Source organism: Leptobacterium flavescens (assembly GCF_010671605.1).
Lineage (GTDB): Bacteria > Bacteroidota > Bacteroidia > Flavobacteriales > Flavobacteriaceae > Leptobacterium > Leptobacterium flavescens.
This window is the reverse complement of sequence record NZ_JAABOO010000002.1, coordinates 496,311-514,657: the sequence shown is the minus strand read 5'-3', so window position 1 is coordinate 514,657 and position 18,347 is coordinate 496,311. Positions and strand designations below refer to the sequence as shown.

Genomic DNA, 18,347 nt, shown 5'->3' with positions numbered 1-18,347 from the left:
TAAGAACTGTAGTAGAGTAGGAGCTCTTTCTATTTCGCTACTCTCATAATGCCGGAAAAACAAAAAAAATAGAATAACCAAAAGATTAGACAATGCAAGATTTAAATATAAATGACCTGAAAGAAATTTATCATTCCGCCCTTTTTGATGATGTTATCCCCTGGTGGGAAAAATATTCTATCGATTGGGAACAAGGTGGGTACCTTACCCGATTGAACAGAAATGGCACGGCATATTCCGGCGATAAAGATATGTGGATGACCGCCAGGCAGGTATGGATGTTCAGTCACCTGTACAACCATTATGAAAAAAAGGACAGATGGCGGGAACTGGCAAAGCACGGCCTGGATTTTATGATGAAGAATGCTTTTAAGGAGAATGGAAAAATGTATTTCCGGCTGGATCGTCACGGACATCCGCTTTCGGGAGTATTGAGTATCTATACGGAAGTATTTGCTTCTATGGCTGTGGCCGAATATACCGGTTTAACAGCTAATAAAACGCTGGAGCAAAAAGCAAGGTCGATGTATGATTTTCTGGTTCCCAGGCTTGGTTTACCTTCCGATACACCGATGCTTGGCTACTCTCTTTTTCGGGAGTTCCATCTGCACGCTCACGATATGTGCCGTATTACCGTAGCCCGGGTATTCAGGGATCTATGGCCGGAAAAAAGATTTGAAGAAGATATAACCTTATCTATAAATTCTATTTTAACCAGGCATTGGAAAGCAAATGAACAGTGCTTTCTGGAGAATGTAGCTATGGATGGAACTGCAATGACCGATATTCCGGAAGGGCGACTATTTCACCCTGGGCATGCTATAGAAAGTGCCTGGATGATCCTGGAAGCGGCAATTGAGAAAAATAACGACTTATGGGTGAAGGCCGCAGTAGACATCATACTGGATTCCCTGGAAAAAGGATGGGATAAGGATTTCGGAGGGATCAGATATCTGATCAATATTGATGGGTCCCCCTGCCATGAACTGAGCGCCGATCTGAAGCTATGGTGGCCACATTCGGAAGCTCTTTATGCATTGCTTCTGGCCTGGATACACACAGACAGGGATGATCTGAAGCAGTGGTATATAAAGGTGCACAACTATACTTTTAGCTGTTTTCCGGATAAAGAGTATGGAGAATGGTACGGATACCTTAACCGGGACGGGAGCCCCGTGTGGCAGGCAAAAGCCAATGGTTGGAAAGGCTTCTTTCACCTTCCGAGGGCATTGTTTCGCACATATCGACTGCTGAATGATCATGATAATTCCCTAACCGAGCCGAACGATGAATAAACCAATAGTTACGAATGATAAAAGGACTCACAGATCATTTCTGTTACTGATCTGTTTTGTGGCTTCCTTGGGGGGTATTCTTTTTGGTTTTGATACGGCGGTTATTTCAGGAACGTTTTCTATGGTGGAATCTCAGTTTGCCCTGGATAAACTGGCAGTTGGATGGTTTGGGAGTTCGGCCCTCGTCGGAGCTATTGCAGGCTCTCTGGTAGCTGGTACTTTGAGCGATAAATACGGACGAAAACCGATATTGATCCTTTCAGCACTTTTGTTCTTTATATCTGCTTTAGGCTCTGTGATACCTCCTTCCTTTAGCTTTCTGATCCCTGCAAGACTCGTCGGTGGATTTGGAATAGGGATGGCTTCCGTTCTGGCGCCTATGTATATTTCCGAATTTTCCCCTCCCGGGATCAGGGGACGACTGGTGGCTTTTTACCAATTGTCAATAGTACTGGGGATATTACTGGCTTATTTTTCCAACTGGGGTTTACTGAAATTTTCACATAGATACGGAGACGCTTTTTGTAATATTGAATGGTTACATAAAATAATGGTCTCAGAAGTATGGAGGGGAATGTTTGGTGCCGAAATGGTTCCGGCAGCCCTTTTCTTTCTTTTGTTACTCATTATTCCCGAAAGTCCGAGATGGCTGATCAAAGCAGGGAAGGAGCAAAGAGGATATAAGATACTTGAAAAACTCAACGGAAAAACAAAAGCTGAAGCAGAGCTAAAAGCCATTCGAAATTCACTCCTGAGGAAACAGGGGAATTTTAGAGAATTATTTAAACCGGGCTTGAGACTAGCTTTGCTCGTAGGCCTTGGATTATCTGTTTTCGGGCAATTTACCGGGGTCAATATTATTGTCTATTATGGCCCGGAAATCCTGGGAGATGCCGGTTTTAATTTTGATAACGCTCTTAAATTTCAGGTGGCTATTGGACTTATAAACCTGATCTTTACTTCCCTGGCACTCTGGAAAATCGATAGCTGGGGACGCCGAAGCCTGTTAATAGGAGGGATGTCTTCTGTTTGCATTTCCTTATTTGTTATCGGTATATTGTTTTCCCTGACCGGGATACCAGGTATCTGGATCCTGTTAATGCTTTGCGTTTATATGGCCAGCCTGGCATTTTCTATTAATGCGGTAATATGGGTGCTGTTGGGCGAGATCTACCCAAATCGCTTAAGAGGAAAGGCTATGTCGGTAGCCACTTTTGCCAATTGGGGAACCAATTTTGCCACTGCTTTTATTTTTCCCTGGTTTGTTGCGCAAATAGGAATGAATGCCGGGTTCTTTGTATTTGCAGCTTTCTGCTTTATAGCAGTAGTGTTCTTCTACAAATTTGTTCCTGAAACCAAAGGAAAAAGCCTGGAAGAAATAGAGGATTACTGGAAAGGATAGTTATTGATCCTTAGAGACAAATTCCAAACCCCAAATTCCAAGTAAGTAAAAACAAAATTTGTCAATTCGAGTGATCCTAAGGGGATTGTATCGAGAATCAAATTTTGTGTTTACCCTTTTTAACGGTTCTCGATACTTTTTCCTGCGGAAAAAACTCGAACTGACACACTTCTCATCCCGATAGCTATCGGGACTAACCACTAATAGCTAACCGCTAACAATGAAAGGTTTGCTTCGCATGCACTCGCAAAGACAGGAAATGTTGAGTTTTGAGTGTTGAATATACTTTGGCTAATAACCAACAACAATCAACTAACAACCACCAACGTGCTCCGAAGTCTTGACGAAGGAGCAACACCAACAACTAATCCAAATAATTCACCTCCTGCACAACAGCGGTGCTATCGCAGTTCTTTACTTTGAGTTCGATAAGTTTTTCTTCGGATTTCCCTTCAATAACATAGGTTTTGCAGGGTTTACTTTTGGTATCGCTTTTAGAGAAGACGACATCTCCGTTTTTAAGGATAGAATGAATAACAAGTGTATCGCTGTTAGGATAAGTGATCTGTTTGGAACGAATGTTCTTTAATACCCTGCAATTAGGGCTGTAGCAGAATTCTGTGGATTTTTTCCTGAAAAAAAATGCAAGAATAATTAAACCTAGAGCAACGCCGCCCAAATAATATCCGAGTCTCCTGAGGAAAGGCATATGTTTTTAAAAAATAAGTAAATTAATATCGCGGTAGGAAAGGTCAAACCAATCCGCAACCGATTTGTTTGTCAAAATTCCGTGGTAAAAATACAAACCACTTCGCAAACCGCGATCAAAACGCAAAGAATTTTCCAAACCACCGTCTTCTCCGATCTTCAGAAGGTAAGGAGTAAAGATATTACTCAGAGAAACAGAAGCCGTTCTGGCATATCTGGATGGGATATTAGGAACGCAGTAGTGGACTACTCCGTGTTTTTCGAAAGTGGGGTTATCATGGGTGGTGATCTCACTGGTCTCAAAACAACCTCCCATATCAATACTTACATCTATAGCCACCGCTCCCTTTTTCATATGCTCCATCATAGTCTCCGTTACAATAATAGGAGCCCGGTCTTTCCCGCGAACAGCACCTATCACCACATCACAACGCTTCAGCGCCTTTAATAAGGTCTTGGGTTGTAGGGTAGAGGTGTAAAAAGATCTGCCAAGATTGGTTTGTATGCAACGTAGTTTAGTAAGGGAATTGTCAAATATCTTGATATTAGCTCCCATTCCCATGGCGGAACGTGCAGCAAATTCGCCTACGGTCCCGGCGCCAATGATCAATACATCAACCGGAGGTACCCCGGTTATATTTCCGAATAACAAACCGTTTCCTTTATTGGCATTTGCCATCAATTCGGCAGCTATCAGGATAGAAGCGGAACCGGCAATCTCACTAAGAGCACGTACTGCGGGATAATAACCGTCTTCATCTTTTATATATTCAAAGCCAACAGCTGTAATGCGTTTTTTAGCCAAGGTCTCGAAATATTTTTTGGTACGTGTTTTTATCTGAAGTGCAGAAATGATGGTACTCTGAGGGTTCATCATTTCCAGTTCCTCTATAGAGGGTGGTTCTACTTTAAGGATAAGCGGGCAGGAAAATACCTTTTTGGTATCTGCAGTGATCTCTGCGCCTGCATCGCTGTAATTCTTATCTGAAAAGTTAGCGCCTTCTCCCGCATTGGATTCTATCATCACTCTGTGACCGTGTGCAGTAAGGGCATTTACGGCATCGGGGGTAAGGCATACCCGTTTTTCCTGGAATGCCAATTCTTTGGGAACCCCGATAAAAAGTTCTCCTTTTTGTTTAAGTACTTCCAGCATCTCCTCCTGAGGGAGCAGTTCCTGTTTACTAAAAGGGGATAGGGGTTCACTCATTTGAAGTAAAGATTAATAAAACTAAAGATAAGTGAAATTAATGAATATCGGAAAGTCTTTTTTTACGTTCTTCTTCTTTTTTAAGCTTTTCTAAGCGCTCTTTTTCTTTATACTCGTCCAGCTCTCGTTCGATAGCCTTTAAATCAATTCCATAAACCAGTTTGTCGAATAATCGAATACGAATCCAATAAACTAGGGGTATGATGATCATCATTATTGGAATTAAGTAGAATATTTCAACTTCATCAACATAACCAGCTTCGTCATTAAAAGCTTCGAAGAGCTGAAAAGCATACATTGAAATTGGAATTAACAAAATATGATACCACCAATGCTTACAGGTGAAAAACCATATAATAAAAAGGTATAGAGGAACAATTTTGTTCATATATACCCACATTGCAATCTGTACATTGGAGTAATAATTACTATAGAAAGTAAAAAAACGGGTTTCCCAAACTTCAGCATTAGGGAAGCTTTCATACAAATAAAATATGTATGGACTTATAGCGATAAGTGCGGCAACAATACTTGTTTTAACTAAGTACTTTTTTCTTTTGCTCTTGGTTAGGTCTAATTTGTTTTTGTTCTCCGCAGAGGTCATTTTCAAAAAAAAATTTGGTTTTCCGTGACAAGATACGAATAATGCATCACGAAAAACCAAAATATTCGATATACTTTATTATATTCTAGTTGCTTTGACCAGGTATTCTGATTTTGGATTTATCAACTCCACCTTTATCCTGGTATAAACTATCTTCATCAGCTACGCTGTTAGGGCTACAAGAAGCCATTAGAATAGAAACTGCAAAAGCAAGTCCGAGTAAAAGTTTTTTTGTATTCATGATGTATTATTTTTTTGGTTACCGATATTACAAACGTAAGCCAAAAAAAAATATGCATGTTAAATTCTTTTGTTGTATCTTTATCGATTTTTTTATGTGTTTTATCGAATATTTACGGTAGTAAGGTAAGTAAAAATAAGAGCTCAACCATAAATTCTCGTTAAAAGGTAATAAATCGCTGTTGAACGTTAGTCGTGCCTAATTTTAATTCCAAACAGTTTTTTGGTAGGAAATCGATTACTTTTTCAGGCCATTCTATAAAGATATAATCGTCTTTTATCAGGTAATCTTCCAGGCCCATATCCAAAGCTTCGTAGGCGTCTTTTATACGATACAGATCGAAGTGATAAATGTTCTTTTCCCTCCCCTCATATTCATTTACCAGGCTAAAGGTCGGACTGCTGGTTTCGTGTTCCACTCCCAACTGTCTTGCCAGGGCTTTTATTAAGGTTGTTTTCCCGGTACCCATCTCTCCGTAAAACAAAAATATATTCGAGCTAGCATTCTCCAGGATTTTTTGGGCTACCTGGTCTATTTCTTCTAAACTATAGTGTATGGTCATTTTAAAAATGCATCAACGTATTAAATGGATCCCCACTTTCGCAGGAATGACATGGTGGTGTAAAGGATGCAAAATTAGGTTAATTGAATGAACAGTCAATGATTAACAATAAAAAGTTTGCTTCAAGAATGAGAGAAAATGTTGAATTTTAAATTCCGAATTTCACCTCTCGACGAGCCTGTATCGAGCGCCCGCGTGCCGCTGAAGCTATTACGGAGGCGCAAGTCGAGATGCTCGAGATGACATTACTTCTTAAAATTCAATTCTTTGGCTCAGTACTTAAAATACACCCCTAAGGTCCCCTCAAGGGGACAATACTAACCACTAACAACTATCAACCACCAATGTACACCGGAACTTTAGTGAAGGTGTGACAACCAACAACCAATTGCTCATTGCTAATTGTTCATTGGCAATTGTCTACTTCGGTTCCAAAACAACAAAAGGAATGATCATCTCTTCCAGGGAAACCCCGCCGTGCTGATAGGTGTTCCTGTAATAACTTACATAATGATTATAGTTGTTAGGATAGGCAAAGAACAGATCGCCTTTGGCAAAAATAAAAGAACTACTCATATTAATACTTGGGAGGTGACCTTCTTTAGGGTTTTTAATAGCTATTACATCCTTTTCCTCATAGGTAAGACTCCTTCCGGTCTTATAGCGTAGGTTCAGACTGGTCTCTTTATCACCAATTACCCTGGACGGGTTTTTTACATTAATAGTACCGTGATCTGTAGTTATGATCAGTTTAAAACCAAGTTGCTGCGCCTGTTGAATGATCTCCAGAAGCGGAGAGTTCTTAAACCAGCTCTGGGTCAGGGAACGATAAGCCTTATCGTTCGAAGCTAACTCCTTAACCACTTCCATTTCTGTTTTGGCGTGAGAGAGCATATCCACAAAGTTGTAGACCACCACGGTAAGATCGTTATTCTTTTGTGTTCTGAAATTCTCTGCAAGTTTTTTACCTCCCTTAAGGCTCGAAATTTTATGGTATTCCCATTTAATGGATAGGCCCAGTCTGCGTATTTGTTCATGAAGGAAGTCGTGCTCGTGGAGGTTTTTCCCTCCCTCATCCGTATCATTCTTCCATAAATTCGGATGTAAACGCTCCATATCCGAAGGCATAAGTCCGGAAAAAATGGCATTCCGCGCATATTGGGTAGCTGTGGGAAGGATGCTGTAATAAGAGCATTCCTGCTCCTTTTTATAATAGGTACTTACTGTGTTCTCAAAAGCTTTCCACTGATCTAATCGCAGATTATCAATAACCACAAAAAGGGTAGGAGTTCCTTTCTTTAATTCAGGAACTACTTTTTCCCGGAACAGGGTATGCGACATTACAGGAGCATCATCTTCATCGAACCAGGACATATAATTCTTGTCGATAAACTTTGCAAACTGCATATTAGCTTCTGTTTTTTGAGACTCGAGGATCTCAAACATACCTGAATCCTCAATGTCTTCAAGCTCCATTTCCCAGTAAATAAGTTTATTGTATAGCTCTGCCCATTCTTCATAGGAGTTTACCATCGACATGTCCATAGCAATCTTCCTGAATTCCTGCTGGTAATTAGAGGTGGTCTTTTCGGTGATCAGCCGGGAGTGATCCAGGCTTTTCTTAAGACTTAATAGTATCTGATTCGGATTGACGGGTTTAATGAGGTAATCGGCTATTTTAGAACCGATGGCCTCGTCCATAATATATTCTTCCTCACTCTTGGTAATCATTACTACCGGAACATTAGGGCGAATACCCTTTAATTCGGAAAGTGTTTCAAGTCCGGTTAAACCGGGCATATTCTCATCCAGAAAAACAATATCAAAGTTATTATCTTCAATTTCCTCCAGGGCCTCAGTCCCGCTTTTGCAGGTAGTCATTTCGTAGCCCTTTTTCTCTAAAAATAATATGTGTGGTTTAAGTAATTCTATTTCATCATCTACCCATAATATTTTTATTCCACTCATCTGTTCTGCTTTTGTTTATTTAATTACGTTAAAAGATCGTTTTCCGGATATTTACAACAAGAATTAATTCTGTACGTTAGTTAACAAACTATTGATTTTGAAAATGCATTATACGTATATTTGCAACTAATTCTAACAACTTCATCGGGTTTGAAAACAACCAACAAACTTAAGATTTTAAATGATCCAATTTACGGATTTATTACAATACCGAGCACACTCATTTTTGATCTTATTGCGCACAAATATTTTCAGCGTCTGAGACGTATTTCTCAAATGGGACTTTCCTATCTGGTATATCCCGGAGCTCATCATACGAGATTTCATCATGCGCTTGGTTGTATGCATTTAATGCGGAAAGCTGTTCAAGTACTTCGTTTTAAGGGGGTTGAGATAGATGACAGGGAAGAAGAAGCCTTGCTGATAGCCATCCTTCTTCACGATATAGGACACGGTCCTTTTTCTCATGCCATGGAGCACAGTATAGTAGATAAAGTTAATCACGAGCAGATATCTTCCTTTTTTATGGAAGCACTTAACGATAACTTTAACGGAAATTTAACGCTGGCCATAGAGATCTTTAACGGAACCTATCCGAAAAAATTTATGAACCAATTGGTGTCGAGTCAGCTCGATATAGATCGCGCCGATTACTTGAAACGCGACAGTTTTTTTACGGGTGTAGCTGAAGGAAATATCAATTCGGAGCGTATAATCACTATGCTTAACGTATATAATGGAGAACTGGTAGTAGAGGAGAAAGGTATTTATTCGGTTGAAAAATTCCTGGTGGCTCGCAGGCTGATGTACTGGCAGGTATACCTGCACAAGACCAGCCTGGCGGCAGAGCAGCTCCTGATAAGGGTACTTAAACGCGCCAAGGAACTGGCGAGTGAAGGGAAGGAAGTAAAGGCTAGTTCTGCGCTCTCCTTCTTTATACATAACAGGATCAGTAAAGACGATTTTAGTAATGAAGTACTCGATACTTTTTCAAGACTGGATGATTACGATATTATTTCGGCTATGAAAGAGTGGCAATTTCACGAAGATTTTGTGTTGTCTCATTTGTGCAGCATGCTGCTTAACAGAAATATCCTGAGAGTAAAATTAAAGAATAAGCCTATTAAGGAAGAGCTTCTGGACAAGCTCAGGGCAGAAGTGATGAGCAAATACAAACTCGATAAAAAGCAAGCCGATTATTTTGTCTTCGGAGGGGAGATAGAGAATCAGGCGTATAACGTAAATAAACAAAACATTAATATACTTTTAAAGAACGAAAAAGTCGTAGATGTGGCAAAAGCATCAGATCAGTTAAATCTGCATGCGCTTTCCAAACCGGTAAAGAAATACTACATCTGTTATCCGAAGGGATGATTTTAGCAGTTTTTTTATACTTTTGCGAAAATGAAATTTACAGCAACCCAAATAGCAGGAATATTAGAAGGCGATATTGTTGGTAATCCCGACGTTGAAGTTTCTAAATTATCCAAAATTGAAGAGGGCACGGAAGGGTCCTTGACTTTTTTAGCAAACCCGAAATACAAACCATTTATTTATACTACCAGAGCTTCAATTACCATTGTGAATAAGGATTTTGAAGCGGAAAATGATTTGGAGACTACTTTAATACGAGTGGAAGATGCGTACAAATCCTTTTCCAAGCTGCTGGAATACTACAATCAGGTAAAATTAAATAAGACGGGAATAGAACAACCCGTGTTTATTTCTGAATCTGTAGAAATGGGTGAAAACGCCTATGTGGGAGCTTTTTCTTATCTGGGCGATAATGTAAGGATCGGTAAGAACGTAAAAATATACCCTAATGTTTATATAGGGGATAATACCAATATCGGAGATAATGTAGTGGTCTTTGCGGGAGCTAAGATCTATTCGGAATCGATCATTGGTAATAATTGTGTAATACATAGCGGAGCCATAGTTGGAGCCGATGGTTTTGGTTTTGCACCGAATGAGAATGGCGAATTCCAGAAAGTACCTCAAACAGGAAATGTGATCATAGAAGATCATGTAGATATAGGTGCGGGAACTACCATAGATCGTGCTACACTGGGATCGACCGTAATACGAAAAGGAGTGAAACTGGACAATCAGATCCAGATAGCACATAATGTTGAGATAGGAGAAAATACTGTTATCGCTGCTCAAACCGGGATCGCAGGTTCTACCAAGATCGGAAAGAACTGTATGATCGGTGGCCAGGTTGGGATCGTTGGTCATATTACGATTGGAGACAGAGTACGTATCCAGGCACAATCGGGAATAGGAAGGAATGTAAAGGATGATGAAGTTTTACAGGGATCACCAGCCCTTAATTACGGCGACTACAATAAATCTTACGTCTACTTTAAAAACCTCCCCAAATTAGCGGAAGCAATTAATAAAATAGAAAAAAAACATAAATAATAATGAGCAGTAATTCGCTGAGCAATCAACGTACTATTTCTAAGGAAGCTGTATTAAAAGGAGTCGGATTGCATACCGGAAAGGATGTAACGATGACCTTTAAACCGGCTCCCGTAAACCACGGCTTTGCTTTTGTTAGAGTAGATCTTGAAGGGTCTCCCGTTATTGAAGCAGATGCCAATTATGTGGTGAATACCCAAAGAGGAACTAACCTGGAAAAGAAAGGGGTTAAGATCCAGACTTCAGAGCATGTTCTGGCGGCTTTGGTAGGGCTTGAGATCGATAATATTATTATTGAGCTCGATGCTTCCGAACCTCCGATTATGGATGGTTCTTCAAAATATTTTGTGGAAGCTCTGGAGAATGCAGGGATTGTTGAGCAGGATGCTGAAAGAGAAGAATATATCGTTAAGAATGTGATCTCTTATGTGGATGAAGAGTCCGGAAGCGAGATCACTATTATCCCTGCCGATGAATATCAGGTAACAACCATGGTAGACTTCGGAACCAAAGTATTGGGAACGCAGAATGCAACCCTAAAGCATCTTTCCGATTTTAAGGATGAAATTTCCAATGCACGTACCTTTAGTTTTTTACATGAACTTGAAATGCTTCTGGAGCACGGATTGATCAGAGGTGGTGATCTTAACAATGCCATTGTTTATGTAGATAAGGAATTATCTGAGGAGACCATGGATAAACTCAGAGTTGCCTTTAAAAAAGACAATATAGCTGTAAAACCGAATGGTATTCTTGATAACCTTACCCTGCATCATCCGAACGAAGCTGCAAGGCACAAACTGTTGGATGTAGTAGGAGACCTTGCTCTTGTGGGAACCAGGATTAGAGGTAAGGTGATCGCTAACAAACCGGGACATTTTGTAAATACTCAGTTTGCAAAAAAACTATCCAAGATCATCAAGATCGAAAAGAGAAATAAGGTGCCTAGCTTTGATCTGAATCAGCCTCCTTTAATGGATGTGAACAAGATCATGAATATGTTACCGCACAGACCTCCTTTCCTTTTAGTAGACAAGATCATTGAGCTGTCCGATAAGCATGTGGTAGGGGTGAAGAACGTTACTATGAATGAACCTTTCTTCGTAGGGCACTTCCCCGGAGCTCCTGTAATGCCCGGAGTGCTTCAGATAGAGGCGATGGCTCAGGCCGGAGGTGTGCTGGTTCTAAGTACAGTACCTGATCCTGAGAACTACCTGACCTTTTTTATCAAGATAGATAACGTAAGGTTCAAACAACAGGTAGTACCCGGAGATACACTTATATTTAAACTCGAATTACTTTCCCCGATCAGAAGAGGAATCTGTCATATGCAGGCTTATGCCTATGCTAACGGAAAATTAGCAACCGAAGCCGAACTTATGGCTCAAATTGTAAAGAACAAAGAATAAAACTATGAACCAACCTTTAGCATACGTACATCCCGGAGCAAAAATTGCCAAGAATGTCGTTATAGAACCTTTTGCTACTATTCATAATAATGTGGTTATCGGAGAAGGAACCTGGATAGGTTCTAACGTAACCATTATGGAAGGTGCAAGGATAGGTAAGAACTGTAATATTTTTCCCGGAGCTGTTATTTCTGCAATTCCTCAGGACTTGAAATTCAAAGACGAGGAGACCACAACAGAGATAGGAGATAACACTACCATCAGAGAATGTGTTACCATTAACAGGGGAACTATAGACAGGATGAAAACGGTAATCGGGAAGAATTGCCTTATCATGGCCTATTGTCACATTGCACACGATTGTATTGTTGGAGACAATTGTATTTTCTCTAATAACAGTACCCTTGCAGGACACATTAATGTGGGAGATTTTGTGGTACTGGCCGGGATGACTGCAGTACACCAGTTCTGCTCTATCGGAAATCACGCCTTCGTTACCGGAGGATCTTTGGTGAGAAAAGATGTTCCTCCTTACGTAAAAGGGGCCAGGGAACCGCTTTCCTATGTGGGGATCAATTCTGTGGGACTCAGAAGAAGAGGTTTCACAACAGAGAAAATAAGAGAAATTCAAAATATTTACAGGATTCTTTATCAGAAGAATTACAATAATTCACAGGCTGTTGAGATCATTGAGGCAGAGATGGAAGCTACTCATGAAAGAGATGAGATCCTTCAGTTCATTAAGGACTCTCAGCGCGGAATTATGAAAGGATATTATAACACAAACTAACACCATGGCAAATACTTCAGATATCAGAAAGGGATTGTGCATTCGCTATAATCACGACATTTACAAAATAATAGAGTTTTTACATGTAAAACCTGGAAAAGGTCCTGCTTTTGTGAGGACGAAATTAAAGAGTGTTACCACCGGAAAGGTGATCGATAACACTTTTTCTGCCGGGCATAAAATTGAGGATGTAAGGGTAGAAACTCACAGTTTTCAGTATTTATACAACGATGGAGATGATTTCCATTTTATGAATACCAACGATTATACGCAGATCACACTTCAAAAAAACACTTTGGACGCTCCCGGCCTTTTAAAGGAAGGAGAGGTTGTGACCGTTCTGATCAATTCTGAAGACCAGTCTCCCTTATCGGTAGATATGCCTGCCAGTGTAATCCTGGAAGTTACCCATACAGAGCCCGGAATTAAAGGAAATACAGCAACCAATGCTACCAAGCCTGCAACTGTAGAAACAGGTGCCCGTGTTAACGTTCCTCTTTTTATCAATGAAGGTGATAAAATTAAAGTGGAGACGGAAAAGGGAACTTACATGGAGCGTATCAAGGAATAATCATAGCTACAACATATGAAATTCCATCAGCAACATAGCTTAAAACAAATAGCTGCCATCATCGATTGTGAATTTGTCGGACCCGAAGATTTTCCGGTCCTTGGTATGAATGAGATCCATGTGGTGGAACCCGGCGATATTGTTTTTGTAGATCACCCCAAGTATTACGATAAGGCACTTTCATCAGCAGCCACGGTTGTGCTGATCAATAAAGAGGTGGAATGCCCTGAAGGTAAGGCTTTGTTGATATCGGATGATCCGTTCAGGGATTTCAATAAGCTGACAAATTATTTCAGACCCTTTGAGCCTTCGGCTTCAAATATCTCTCCCTCGGCAAAAATTGGTAAGAATACGGTAATTCAACCGGGAGCTTTTATCGGAAATCACGTGACCATTGGAGATAACTGTCTTATTCATTCCAATGTAATGATCTATGACCATGCAGTAATCGGGAACAATGTTACCATTCATGCGGGAACAGTACTGGGGGCAGATGCTTTTTATTATAAGAACAGGCCCGAAGGTTTTGATAAGCTTATCTCAGGCGGAAGGGTAGTTGTTGAAGATCATGTAGACATAGGTGCCCTATGTACAATAGATAAAGGAGTTACCGGAGATACTACTATAAAAGAAGGAACTAAAATAGATAACCAGGTACATATCGGGCACGATACTGTTATCGGTAAAAAATGCCTGATCGCTTCTCAGACCGGAATTGCCGGATGTGTGGTAGTAGAAGACGAGGTTACTATGTGGGGACAGGTTGGTGTTACCAGTGGTATTACCATAGGTGCAAAAGCTGTGATCTCTGCCCAGTCGGGAGTAAGTAAATCCCTGGAAGGGAATAAAAGTTATTTCGGGACCCCGGCAGATGATTTCCGCAAAAAATACAAGGAATTGGCTGCTATAAAGCTCATTCCTGAGATAATGGAAAAACTTAAAGATTGACGGGAGTTCTTTTTGTAAGAACTGTTGAAAATCACGACGAAGTAATGTAGAATTATTGCTTCAAAATACAAATTTCACCCTTCCGTTAACGGATGGGATTTTTGTAGAGATAAAAATTCAAAAAAAACTATTTTATACTTTTTTAAAGTATATTTTTGTGTCGCAGAAAATAAAAAATATATAAATGAGTGTTTTAGTAAATAAAGATTCCAAAATAATTGTTCAGGGATTCACCGGAAGTGAAGGTACTTTTCACGCAGAACAAATGATCGAATACGGAACCAATGTTGTAGGTGGAGTTACTCCCGGTAAAGGAGGACAGGAACACCTGGGTAAGCCGGTATTTAATACCGTAAAAGAAGCTGTTGATAACGTTGGAGCTGATACATCTATCATTTTTGTTCCACCAGCCTTTGCAGCAGACGCTATTATGGAAGCTGCTGACGCGGGGATTAAAGTAATTATCACAATTACAGAAGGTATTCCTGTTGCAGATATGATAAAGGCATTCGATTATATTAAAGATAAAAATTGCAGGCTTATCGGACCTAACTGTCCTGGAGTAATTACCCCGGGTGAAGCTAAGGTTGGTATTATGCCGGGCTTTGTGTTTAAATCAGGTGGTGTAGGGATCGTATCTAAATCAGGTACCCTTACTTATGAAGCTGCAGACCAGGTAGTTCGTCAGGGACTTGGAATTACTACTGCTATCGGGATCGGAGGAGATCCGATTATCGGTACTACTACAAAAGAAGCGGTAGAATTGCTGATGAATGATGATGATACGGAGTGTATCGTAATGATCGGTGAGATCGGTGGACAACTGGAAGCAGATGCTGCTAACTGGGTAAAAGCTAACGGAAACAAAAAGCCGGTAGTTGGATTTATCGCAGGTGAAACTGCCCCCAAGGGAAGAACTATGGGACATGCAGGAGCAATTGTAGGTGGAGCTGATGATACAGCAGAAGCTAAAAAAAGGATCATGAGAGAGTGTGGGATCCACGTTGTTGACTCTCCGGCAGAGATCGGGAAAAAAGTTGCAGAGGTTCTTGGATAAGAATTCTTAAAATATTTAGAAATTTAACTCGTTATTAATCCATCAGTTATATCTTTAACTGATGGATTTTTCTTTTAAAATATATCGAACTCAATTAAACACACATGAAGACACTTAAATTGATGTTTCTTTCTTTTCTGCTGATAGGATTCTACAGTTGTAAAAAAGGAGGAGACGATTCTACCGTTGTTACCGAACAACACACTGATGCTAATGGTTTTAAATACGAAACCGTCACCAACGACCCCACAGGACTGAGGCTTTACACTTTAGATAACGGCCTTCAGGTATACCTGAGTAAGAATACAGATGAACCCAAGATACAAACCCTTATCGGGGTGAGAGCGGGTTCTGTTTACGATCCTTCAGATAATACGGGCCTGGCACACTACCTGGAACATATGATGTTTAAAGGTACCGATGAAATCGGGACCACCGACTGGGAAGCAGAGAAGGTGATCCTTTCAGAGATCTCAGACCTCTATGAAAAACACAAGGCCGAGACCGATCCGGAGAAAAAGAAGGAGATATACAAGGTTATAGACAGTGTTTCTCAGGAAGCATCCAAGATCTCTATTGCCAATGAATACGATAAAATGGTGAGTTCTCTCGGAGCCGAAGGGACCAATGCCTGGACCTGGCATGAAGAGACCGTTTATATTAACCAGATACCTTCTAACGAACTGGATAAATGGTTGAAGCTGGAAGGCGAGCGTTTTACGCAACTGGTACTGCGTTTGTTCCATACGGAGCTTGAAGCCGTTTATGAAGAATTTAATATCGGGCAGGACGATGATGGCAGTAACCTAAGTGAGGCTCTGCTGGCATCGCTCTTCCCTAAGCATCCTTACGGACAACAACCGACCATAGGAGTGGGAGAACATCTGAAAAACCCTTCTATGATCGCCATTCACGACTATTTCAAAAAATACTATGTGCCTAATAATATTGCCATGGTACTGGTAGGAGATATCGATTTTGAAGAAACCATTAAAAAAGTCAATAATAGCTTCGGAAGCCTTGAGGCAGGAGAGGTTAGCTATCCGGAAAGACCGACGGAAGATCCGATCACCGCTCCGATCAGTAAAGAGGTTTTCGGACCCGAATCAGAAAGGGTATTCCTGGCTTACAGAAGTGAAGGAATAGGAACAAAGCAGGAACAAATGATCACCCTCATCGACTATATACTTGCTAACAGTACGGCTGGTCTTATCGACCTGAACCTGAATCAACAGCAAAAAGTACAATCGGCCAGTTCTTATACAACTTTCCTGAATGACTATGGAATGCATACGCTTTACGGTTATCCTAAATCGGGTCAGTCATTAGAGGAAGTGAAAGACCTGTTGCTGGAACAGGTTGAAAGCATTAAAAAAGGAGAGTTCGAAGAGTGGATGATAGAAGCAGTAGTAAATGACCTGAAGCTTAGCGAGACCCGTCAGTATGAAAACGGCCCTTCCATGGCTTTTGCCTATGTTAATGCCTTTGTGCATTTTCAGAAATGGGAAGACAGGGTTAAGTTCCTGGATGAGATGAAAAAGATCACCAAACAGGAACTGGTAGATTTTGCCAACGAGTTTTACAAAGACAATTATGCTGCGGTTTACAAAAGAAAAGGAGAGAACAAAAATGTGGTGAAGGTAGAAAACCCAGGAATTACACCTGTCCAGCTAAACAGGGATAAAAAATCTGCGTTTATTGAGGAGTTCAGTAAAATTGAGGTGCCGGATATTCAACCTAAGTACGTCGATTATAATTCGGAGATCAAGCAAATGAAAACTGCCCACGGATTGGAAGTATCATACATCGATAACGATATAAACGATCTTTCACAGCTCAATATCATTTTCGATATGGGGAAAGACAACGATAAAAAATTAGGCCATGCCATAGGTTACCTGGAATATCTGGGGACCGATAAATATTCTCCGGAAGACCTTAAAAAAGAGTTCTATAAACTGGGAGTGAATTACGGAGTGAGCTCGGGGAATGACAGGTCGTTTGTTTTTGTTTCCGGACTGGAGGAAAACCTGGGCAAGGGACTGGAACTGCTGGAACACCTGTGGAGTAATGCCGTTGCAGATCAGGAAACCTACAACAAATATGTACAGACTGTTCTGAAAAGGAGAGAAGATGGAAAACTGAATAAAGGTAATATCCTTTGGAATGGTTTGATGAACTACGGACAGTACGGAGAAAACTCAAGACTGCGCGATATTTTCAGTATTGAAGAACTGAGAAGCATGGATCCGTCAGAACTGGTAGATCTGGTAAAAGAAATGAGAAATTATAAGCACAGGGTCTTCTATTACGGAAAGGATGTAAACGCGGCGGTTACAGCTTTAAATGAGAAGCACAGTGTTCCTTCGGAGTTTAAGGAGTATCCTGCAAAAAGCATCTACCTGCCCAAAGAAACAGGAGGTAATGTATACTTTGTAGATTACGATATGGTACAGGCGGAAATGCTTTTCCTTGCCAAGGGAGAAAATTTCGATCCTGCAAAAATGGCGGCATCCAACTTGTTTAATACCTATTTTGGTAGTGGTCTTTCTTCTATCGTATTCCAGGAGATCAGAGAGTCCAAATCGCTTGCTTATTCTGCTTTTTCTGCATACAGCAATGCTTCGGAAGCTGATAAACCGAACTATGTATACGCCTATATCGGAACGCAGGCCAATAAGATGTCTGATGCCGTAGATGCCATGATGGACCTGATGACCAATATGCCGGAAGCGGAAGAACAGTTTAATGCAGCCAAAGAATCGACCTTAAAGAAGATAGCTGCCGAGCGTATCAATAAAGCAAGCATTTTCTGGACTTATGAAGGTCTTAAGAAAAGGGGGATAACAAAAGATAACAGGGAAGAGATCTACAATACGATAAAGAACATGACCCTGGAAGACCTTAAACAATTCTTTGAAGAGAACATCAAAGGAGAGACCTACGATATCATGGTTATCGGGAATAAGAAAGATGTAGATGTCAACGCTCTCAGAAGGCTGGGAGAGGTTAAGGAACTCGATGTGGATTATTTGTTTAATTACGAAAAACCACTTCCGCTCAAATCCTGATGCTTATCGAATAAATCTTAAATCCTCGCTAAAATAGCGGGGATTTTCATTTTGGTACCATATGTATTTGTTATATTTGGATTATATAAC

At 40.5% G+C, this 18,347-nt stretch carries 16 protein-coding genes; 10 read left to right on the top strand and 6 right to left on the bottom strand.

The window, feature by feature from the left end; all coding sequences use genetic code 11:
• The first annotated feature begins 92 nt into the window (after positions 1–92).
• Positions 93–1,295: an AGE family epimerase/isomerase gene (locus tag GWK08_RS10005; RefSeq protein WP_163606910.1), complete on the top strand. Its 1,203-nt coding sequence runs from the start codon at positions 93–95 to the stop codon at positions 1,293–1,295.
• A complete protein-coding gene (locus GWK08_RS10000; protein ID WP_163606909.1) occupies positions 1,288–2,697 on the top strand; it encodes a sugar porter family MFS transporter in 1,410 nt (469 codons plus the stop codon). The genes GWK08_RS10005 and GWK08_RS10000 overlap by 8 nt, the downstream gene beginning before the upstream one ends.
• Positions 2,698–3,061: 364 nt before the next feature.
• Here the strand turns inward: GWK08_RS10000 and GWK08_RS09995 are convergent, their stop codons facing one another.
• The 6 genes from GWK08_RS09995 to porX all read right to left on the bottom strand — a co-directional run bounded on the left by GWK08_RS09995 (position 3,062) and on the right by porX (position 7,987).
• Positions 3,062–3,406, bottom strand: coding sequence for a DUF4258 domain-containing protein (locus GWK08_RS09995; protein WP_163606908.1), 345 nt, complete (start codon positions 3,404–3,406; stop codon positions 3,062–3,064).
• 6 nt (positions 3,407–3,412) lie between these two features.
• Entirely contained in the window at positions 3,413–4,612 is a 1,200-nt protein-coding gene (locus tag GWK08_RS09990; protein WP_163606907.1) for an alanine dehydrogenase, read from the bottom strand.
• A gap of 37 nt (positions 4,613–4,649) precedes the next feature.
• Positions 4,650–5,216 carry a hypothetical protein gene (locus GWK08_RS09985; protein WP_163606906.1) on the bottom strand — a complete coding sequence of 189 codons (567 nt, stop codon included), beginning with the start codon at positions 5,214–5,216 and terminating at the stop codon, positions 4,650–4,652.
• An 85-nt stretch (positions 5,217–5,301) separates the two neighbouring features.
• Positions 5,302–5,457 carry a hypothetical protein gene (locus GWK08_RS09980; RefSeq protein ID WP_163606905.1) on the bottom strand — a complete coding sequence of 52 codons (156 nt, stop codon included), beginning with the start codon at positions 5,455–5,457 and terminating at the stop codon, positions 5,302–5,304.
• A gap of 160 nt (positions 5,458–5,617) precedes the next feature.
• Complete coding sequence (tsaE, locus tag GWK08_RS09975; RefSeq protein ID WP_163606904.1) at positions 5,618–6,019, bottom strand: tRNA (adenosine(37)-N6)-threonylcarbamoyltransferase complex ATPase subunit type 1 TsaE; 402 nt, start codon at positions 6,017–6,019, stop codon at positions 5,618–5,620.
• A 420-nt stretch (positions 6,020–6,439) separates the two neighbouring features.
• Entirely contained in the window at positions 6,440–7,987 is a 1,548-nt protein-coding gene (gene porX / locus GWK08_RS09970) for a T9SS response regulator signal transducer PorX (RefSeq protein ID WP_163606903.1), read from the bottom strand.
• Between the two features lie 150 nt (positions 7,988–8,137).
• Here porX and GWK08_RS09965 point away from each other — a divergent pair, with 150 nt between their 5' ends.
• The 8 genes from GWK08_RS09965 (at position 8,138) to GWK08_RS09930 (ending at position 18,257) form a co-directional block, all read left to right on the top strand.
• Entirely contained in the window at positions 8,138–9,361 is a 1,224-nt protein-coding gene (locus GWK08_RS09965) for an HD domain-containing protein (protein ID WP_163606901.1), read from the top strand.
• 30 nt (positions 9,362–9,391) lie between these two features.
• Positions 9,392–10,411, top strand: coding sequence for a UDP-3-O-(3-hydroxymyristoyl)glucosamine N-acyltransferase (gene lpxD / locus GWK08_RS09960; protein WP_163606899.1), 1,020 nt, complete (start codon positions 9,392–9,394; stop codon positions 10,409–10,411).
• A 2-nt stretch (positions 10,412–10,413) separates the two neighbouring features.
• Entirely contained in the window at positions 10,414–11,820 is a 1,407-nt protein-coding gene (locus GWK08_RS09955; RefSeq protein ID WP_163606897.1) for a bifunctional UDP-3-O-[3-hydroxymyristoyl] N-acetylglucosamine deacetylase/3-hydroxyacyl-ACP dehydratase, read from the top strand.
• A gap of 4 nt (positions 11,821–11,824) precedes the next feature.
• On the top strand, positions 11,825–12,610 hold the full coding sequence (lpxA, locus tag GWK08_RS09950; protein WP_163606895.1) for an acyl-ACP--UDP-N-acetylglucosamine O-acyltransferase: 786 nt from the start codon (positions 11,825–11,827) through the stop codon (positions 12,608–12,610).
• 4 nt (positions 12,611–12,614) lie between these two features.
• The gene (gene efp / locus GWK08_RS09945; protein WP_163606893.1) at positions 12,615–13,181 is read left to right on the top strand and encodes an elongation factor P; all 567 of its coding nucleotides are present in this window, start codon (positions 12,615–12,617) and stop codon (positions 13,179–13,181) included.
• Between the two features lie 15 nt (positions 13,182–13,196).
• Positions 13,197–14,129: a UDP-3-O-(3-hydroxymyristoyl)glucosamine N-acyltransferase gene (locus tag GWK08_RS09940; protein ID WP_163606891.1), complete on the top strand. Its 933-nt coding sequence runs from the start codon at positions 13,197–13,199 to the stop codon at positions 14,127–14,129.
• Positions 14,130–14,313: 184 nt separating this feature from the next.
• Positions 14,314–15,186, top strand: coding sequence for a succinate--CoA ligase subunit alpha (gene sucD, locus GWK08_RS09935; protein ID WP_163606889.1), 873 nt, complete (start codon positions 14,314–14,316; stop codon positions 15,184–15,186).
• 104 nt (positions 15,187–15,290) lie between these two features.
• Positions 15,291–18,257 (top strand): insulinase family protein, encoded by a 2,967-nt coding sequence (locus GWK08_RS09930; RefSeq protein WP_163606887.1) that lies wholly within the window; start codon positions 15,291–15,293, stop codon positions 18,255–18,257.
• Positions 18,258–18,347: the final 90 nt, after the last annotated feature.

Excerpts from the sequence above, each read along its gene's own strand:
- GWK08_RS10005 (WP_163606910.1), top strand. The coding sequence starts at position 93 with ATGCAAGATTTAAATATAAATGACCTGAAAGAAATTTATCATTCCGCC.
- GWK08_RS10000 (WP_163606909.1), top strand. The coding sequence starts at position 1,288 with ATGAATAAACCAATAGTTACGAATGATAAAAGGACTCACAGATCATTT.
- GWK08_RS09995 (WP_163606908.1), bottom strand. The coding sequence starts at position 3,406 with ATGCCTTTCCTCAGGAGACTCGGATATTATTTGGGCGGCGTTGCTCTA.
- GWK08_RS09990 (WP_163606907.1), bottom strand. The coding sequence starts at position 4,612 with ATGAGTGAACCCCTATCCCCTTTTAGTAAACAGGAACTGCTCCCTCAG.
- GWK08_RS09985 (WP_163606906.1), bottom strand. The coding sequence starts at position 5,216 with ATGACCTCTGCGGAGAACAAAAACAAATTAGACCTAACCAAGAGCAAA.
- GWK08_RS09980 (WP_163606905.1), bottom strand. The coding sequence starts at position 5,457 with ATGAATACAAAAAAACTTTTACTCGGACTTGCTTTTGCAGTTTCTATT.
- tsaE (WP_163606904.1), bottom strand. The coding sequence starts at position 6,019 with ATGACCATACACTATAGTTTAGAAGAAATAGACCAGGTAGCCCAAAAA.
- porX (WP_163606903.1), bottom strand. The coding sequence starts at position 7,987 with ATGAGTGGAATAAAAATATTATGGGTAGATGATGAAATAGAATTACTT.
- lpxD (WP_163606899.1), top strand. The coding sequence starts at position 9,392 with ATGAAATTTACAGCAACCCAAATAGCAGGAATATTAGAAGGCGATATT.
- GWK08_RS09955 (WP_163606897.1), top strand. The coding sequence starts at position 10,414 with ATGAGCAGTAATTCGCTGAGCAATCAACGTACTATTTCTAAGGAAGCT.
- lpxA (WP_163606895.1), top strand. The coding sequence starts at position 11,825 with ATGAACCAACCTTTAGCATACGTACATCCCGGAGCAAAAATTGCCAAG.
- efp (WP_163606893.1), top strand. The coding sequence starts at position 12,615 with ATGGCAAATACTTCAGATATCAGAAAGGGATTGTGCATTCGCTATAAT.
- GWK08_RS09940 (WP_163606891.1), top strand. The coding sequence starts at position 13,197 with ATGAAATTCCATCAGCAACATAGCTTAAAACAAATAGCTGCCATCATC.
- sucD (WP_163606889.1), top strand. The coding sequence starts at position 14,314 with ATGAGTGTTTTAGTAAATAAAGATTCCAAAATAATTGTTCAGGGATTC.
- GWK08_RS09930 (WP_163606887.1), top strand. The coding sequence starts at position 15,291 with ATGAAGACACTTAAATTGATGTTTCTTTCTTTTCTGCTGATAGGATTC.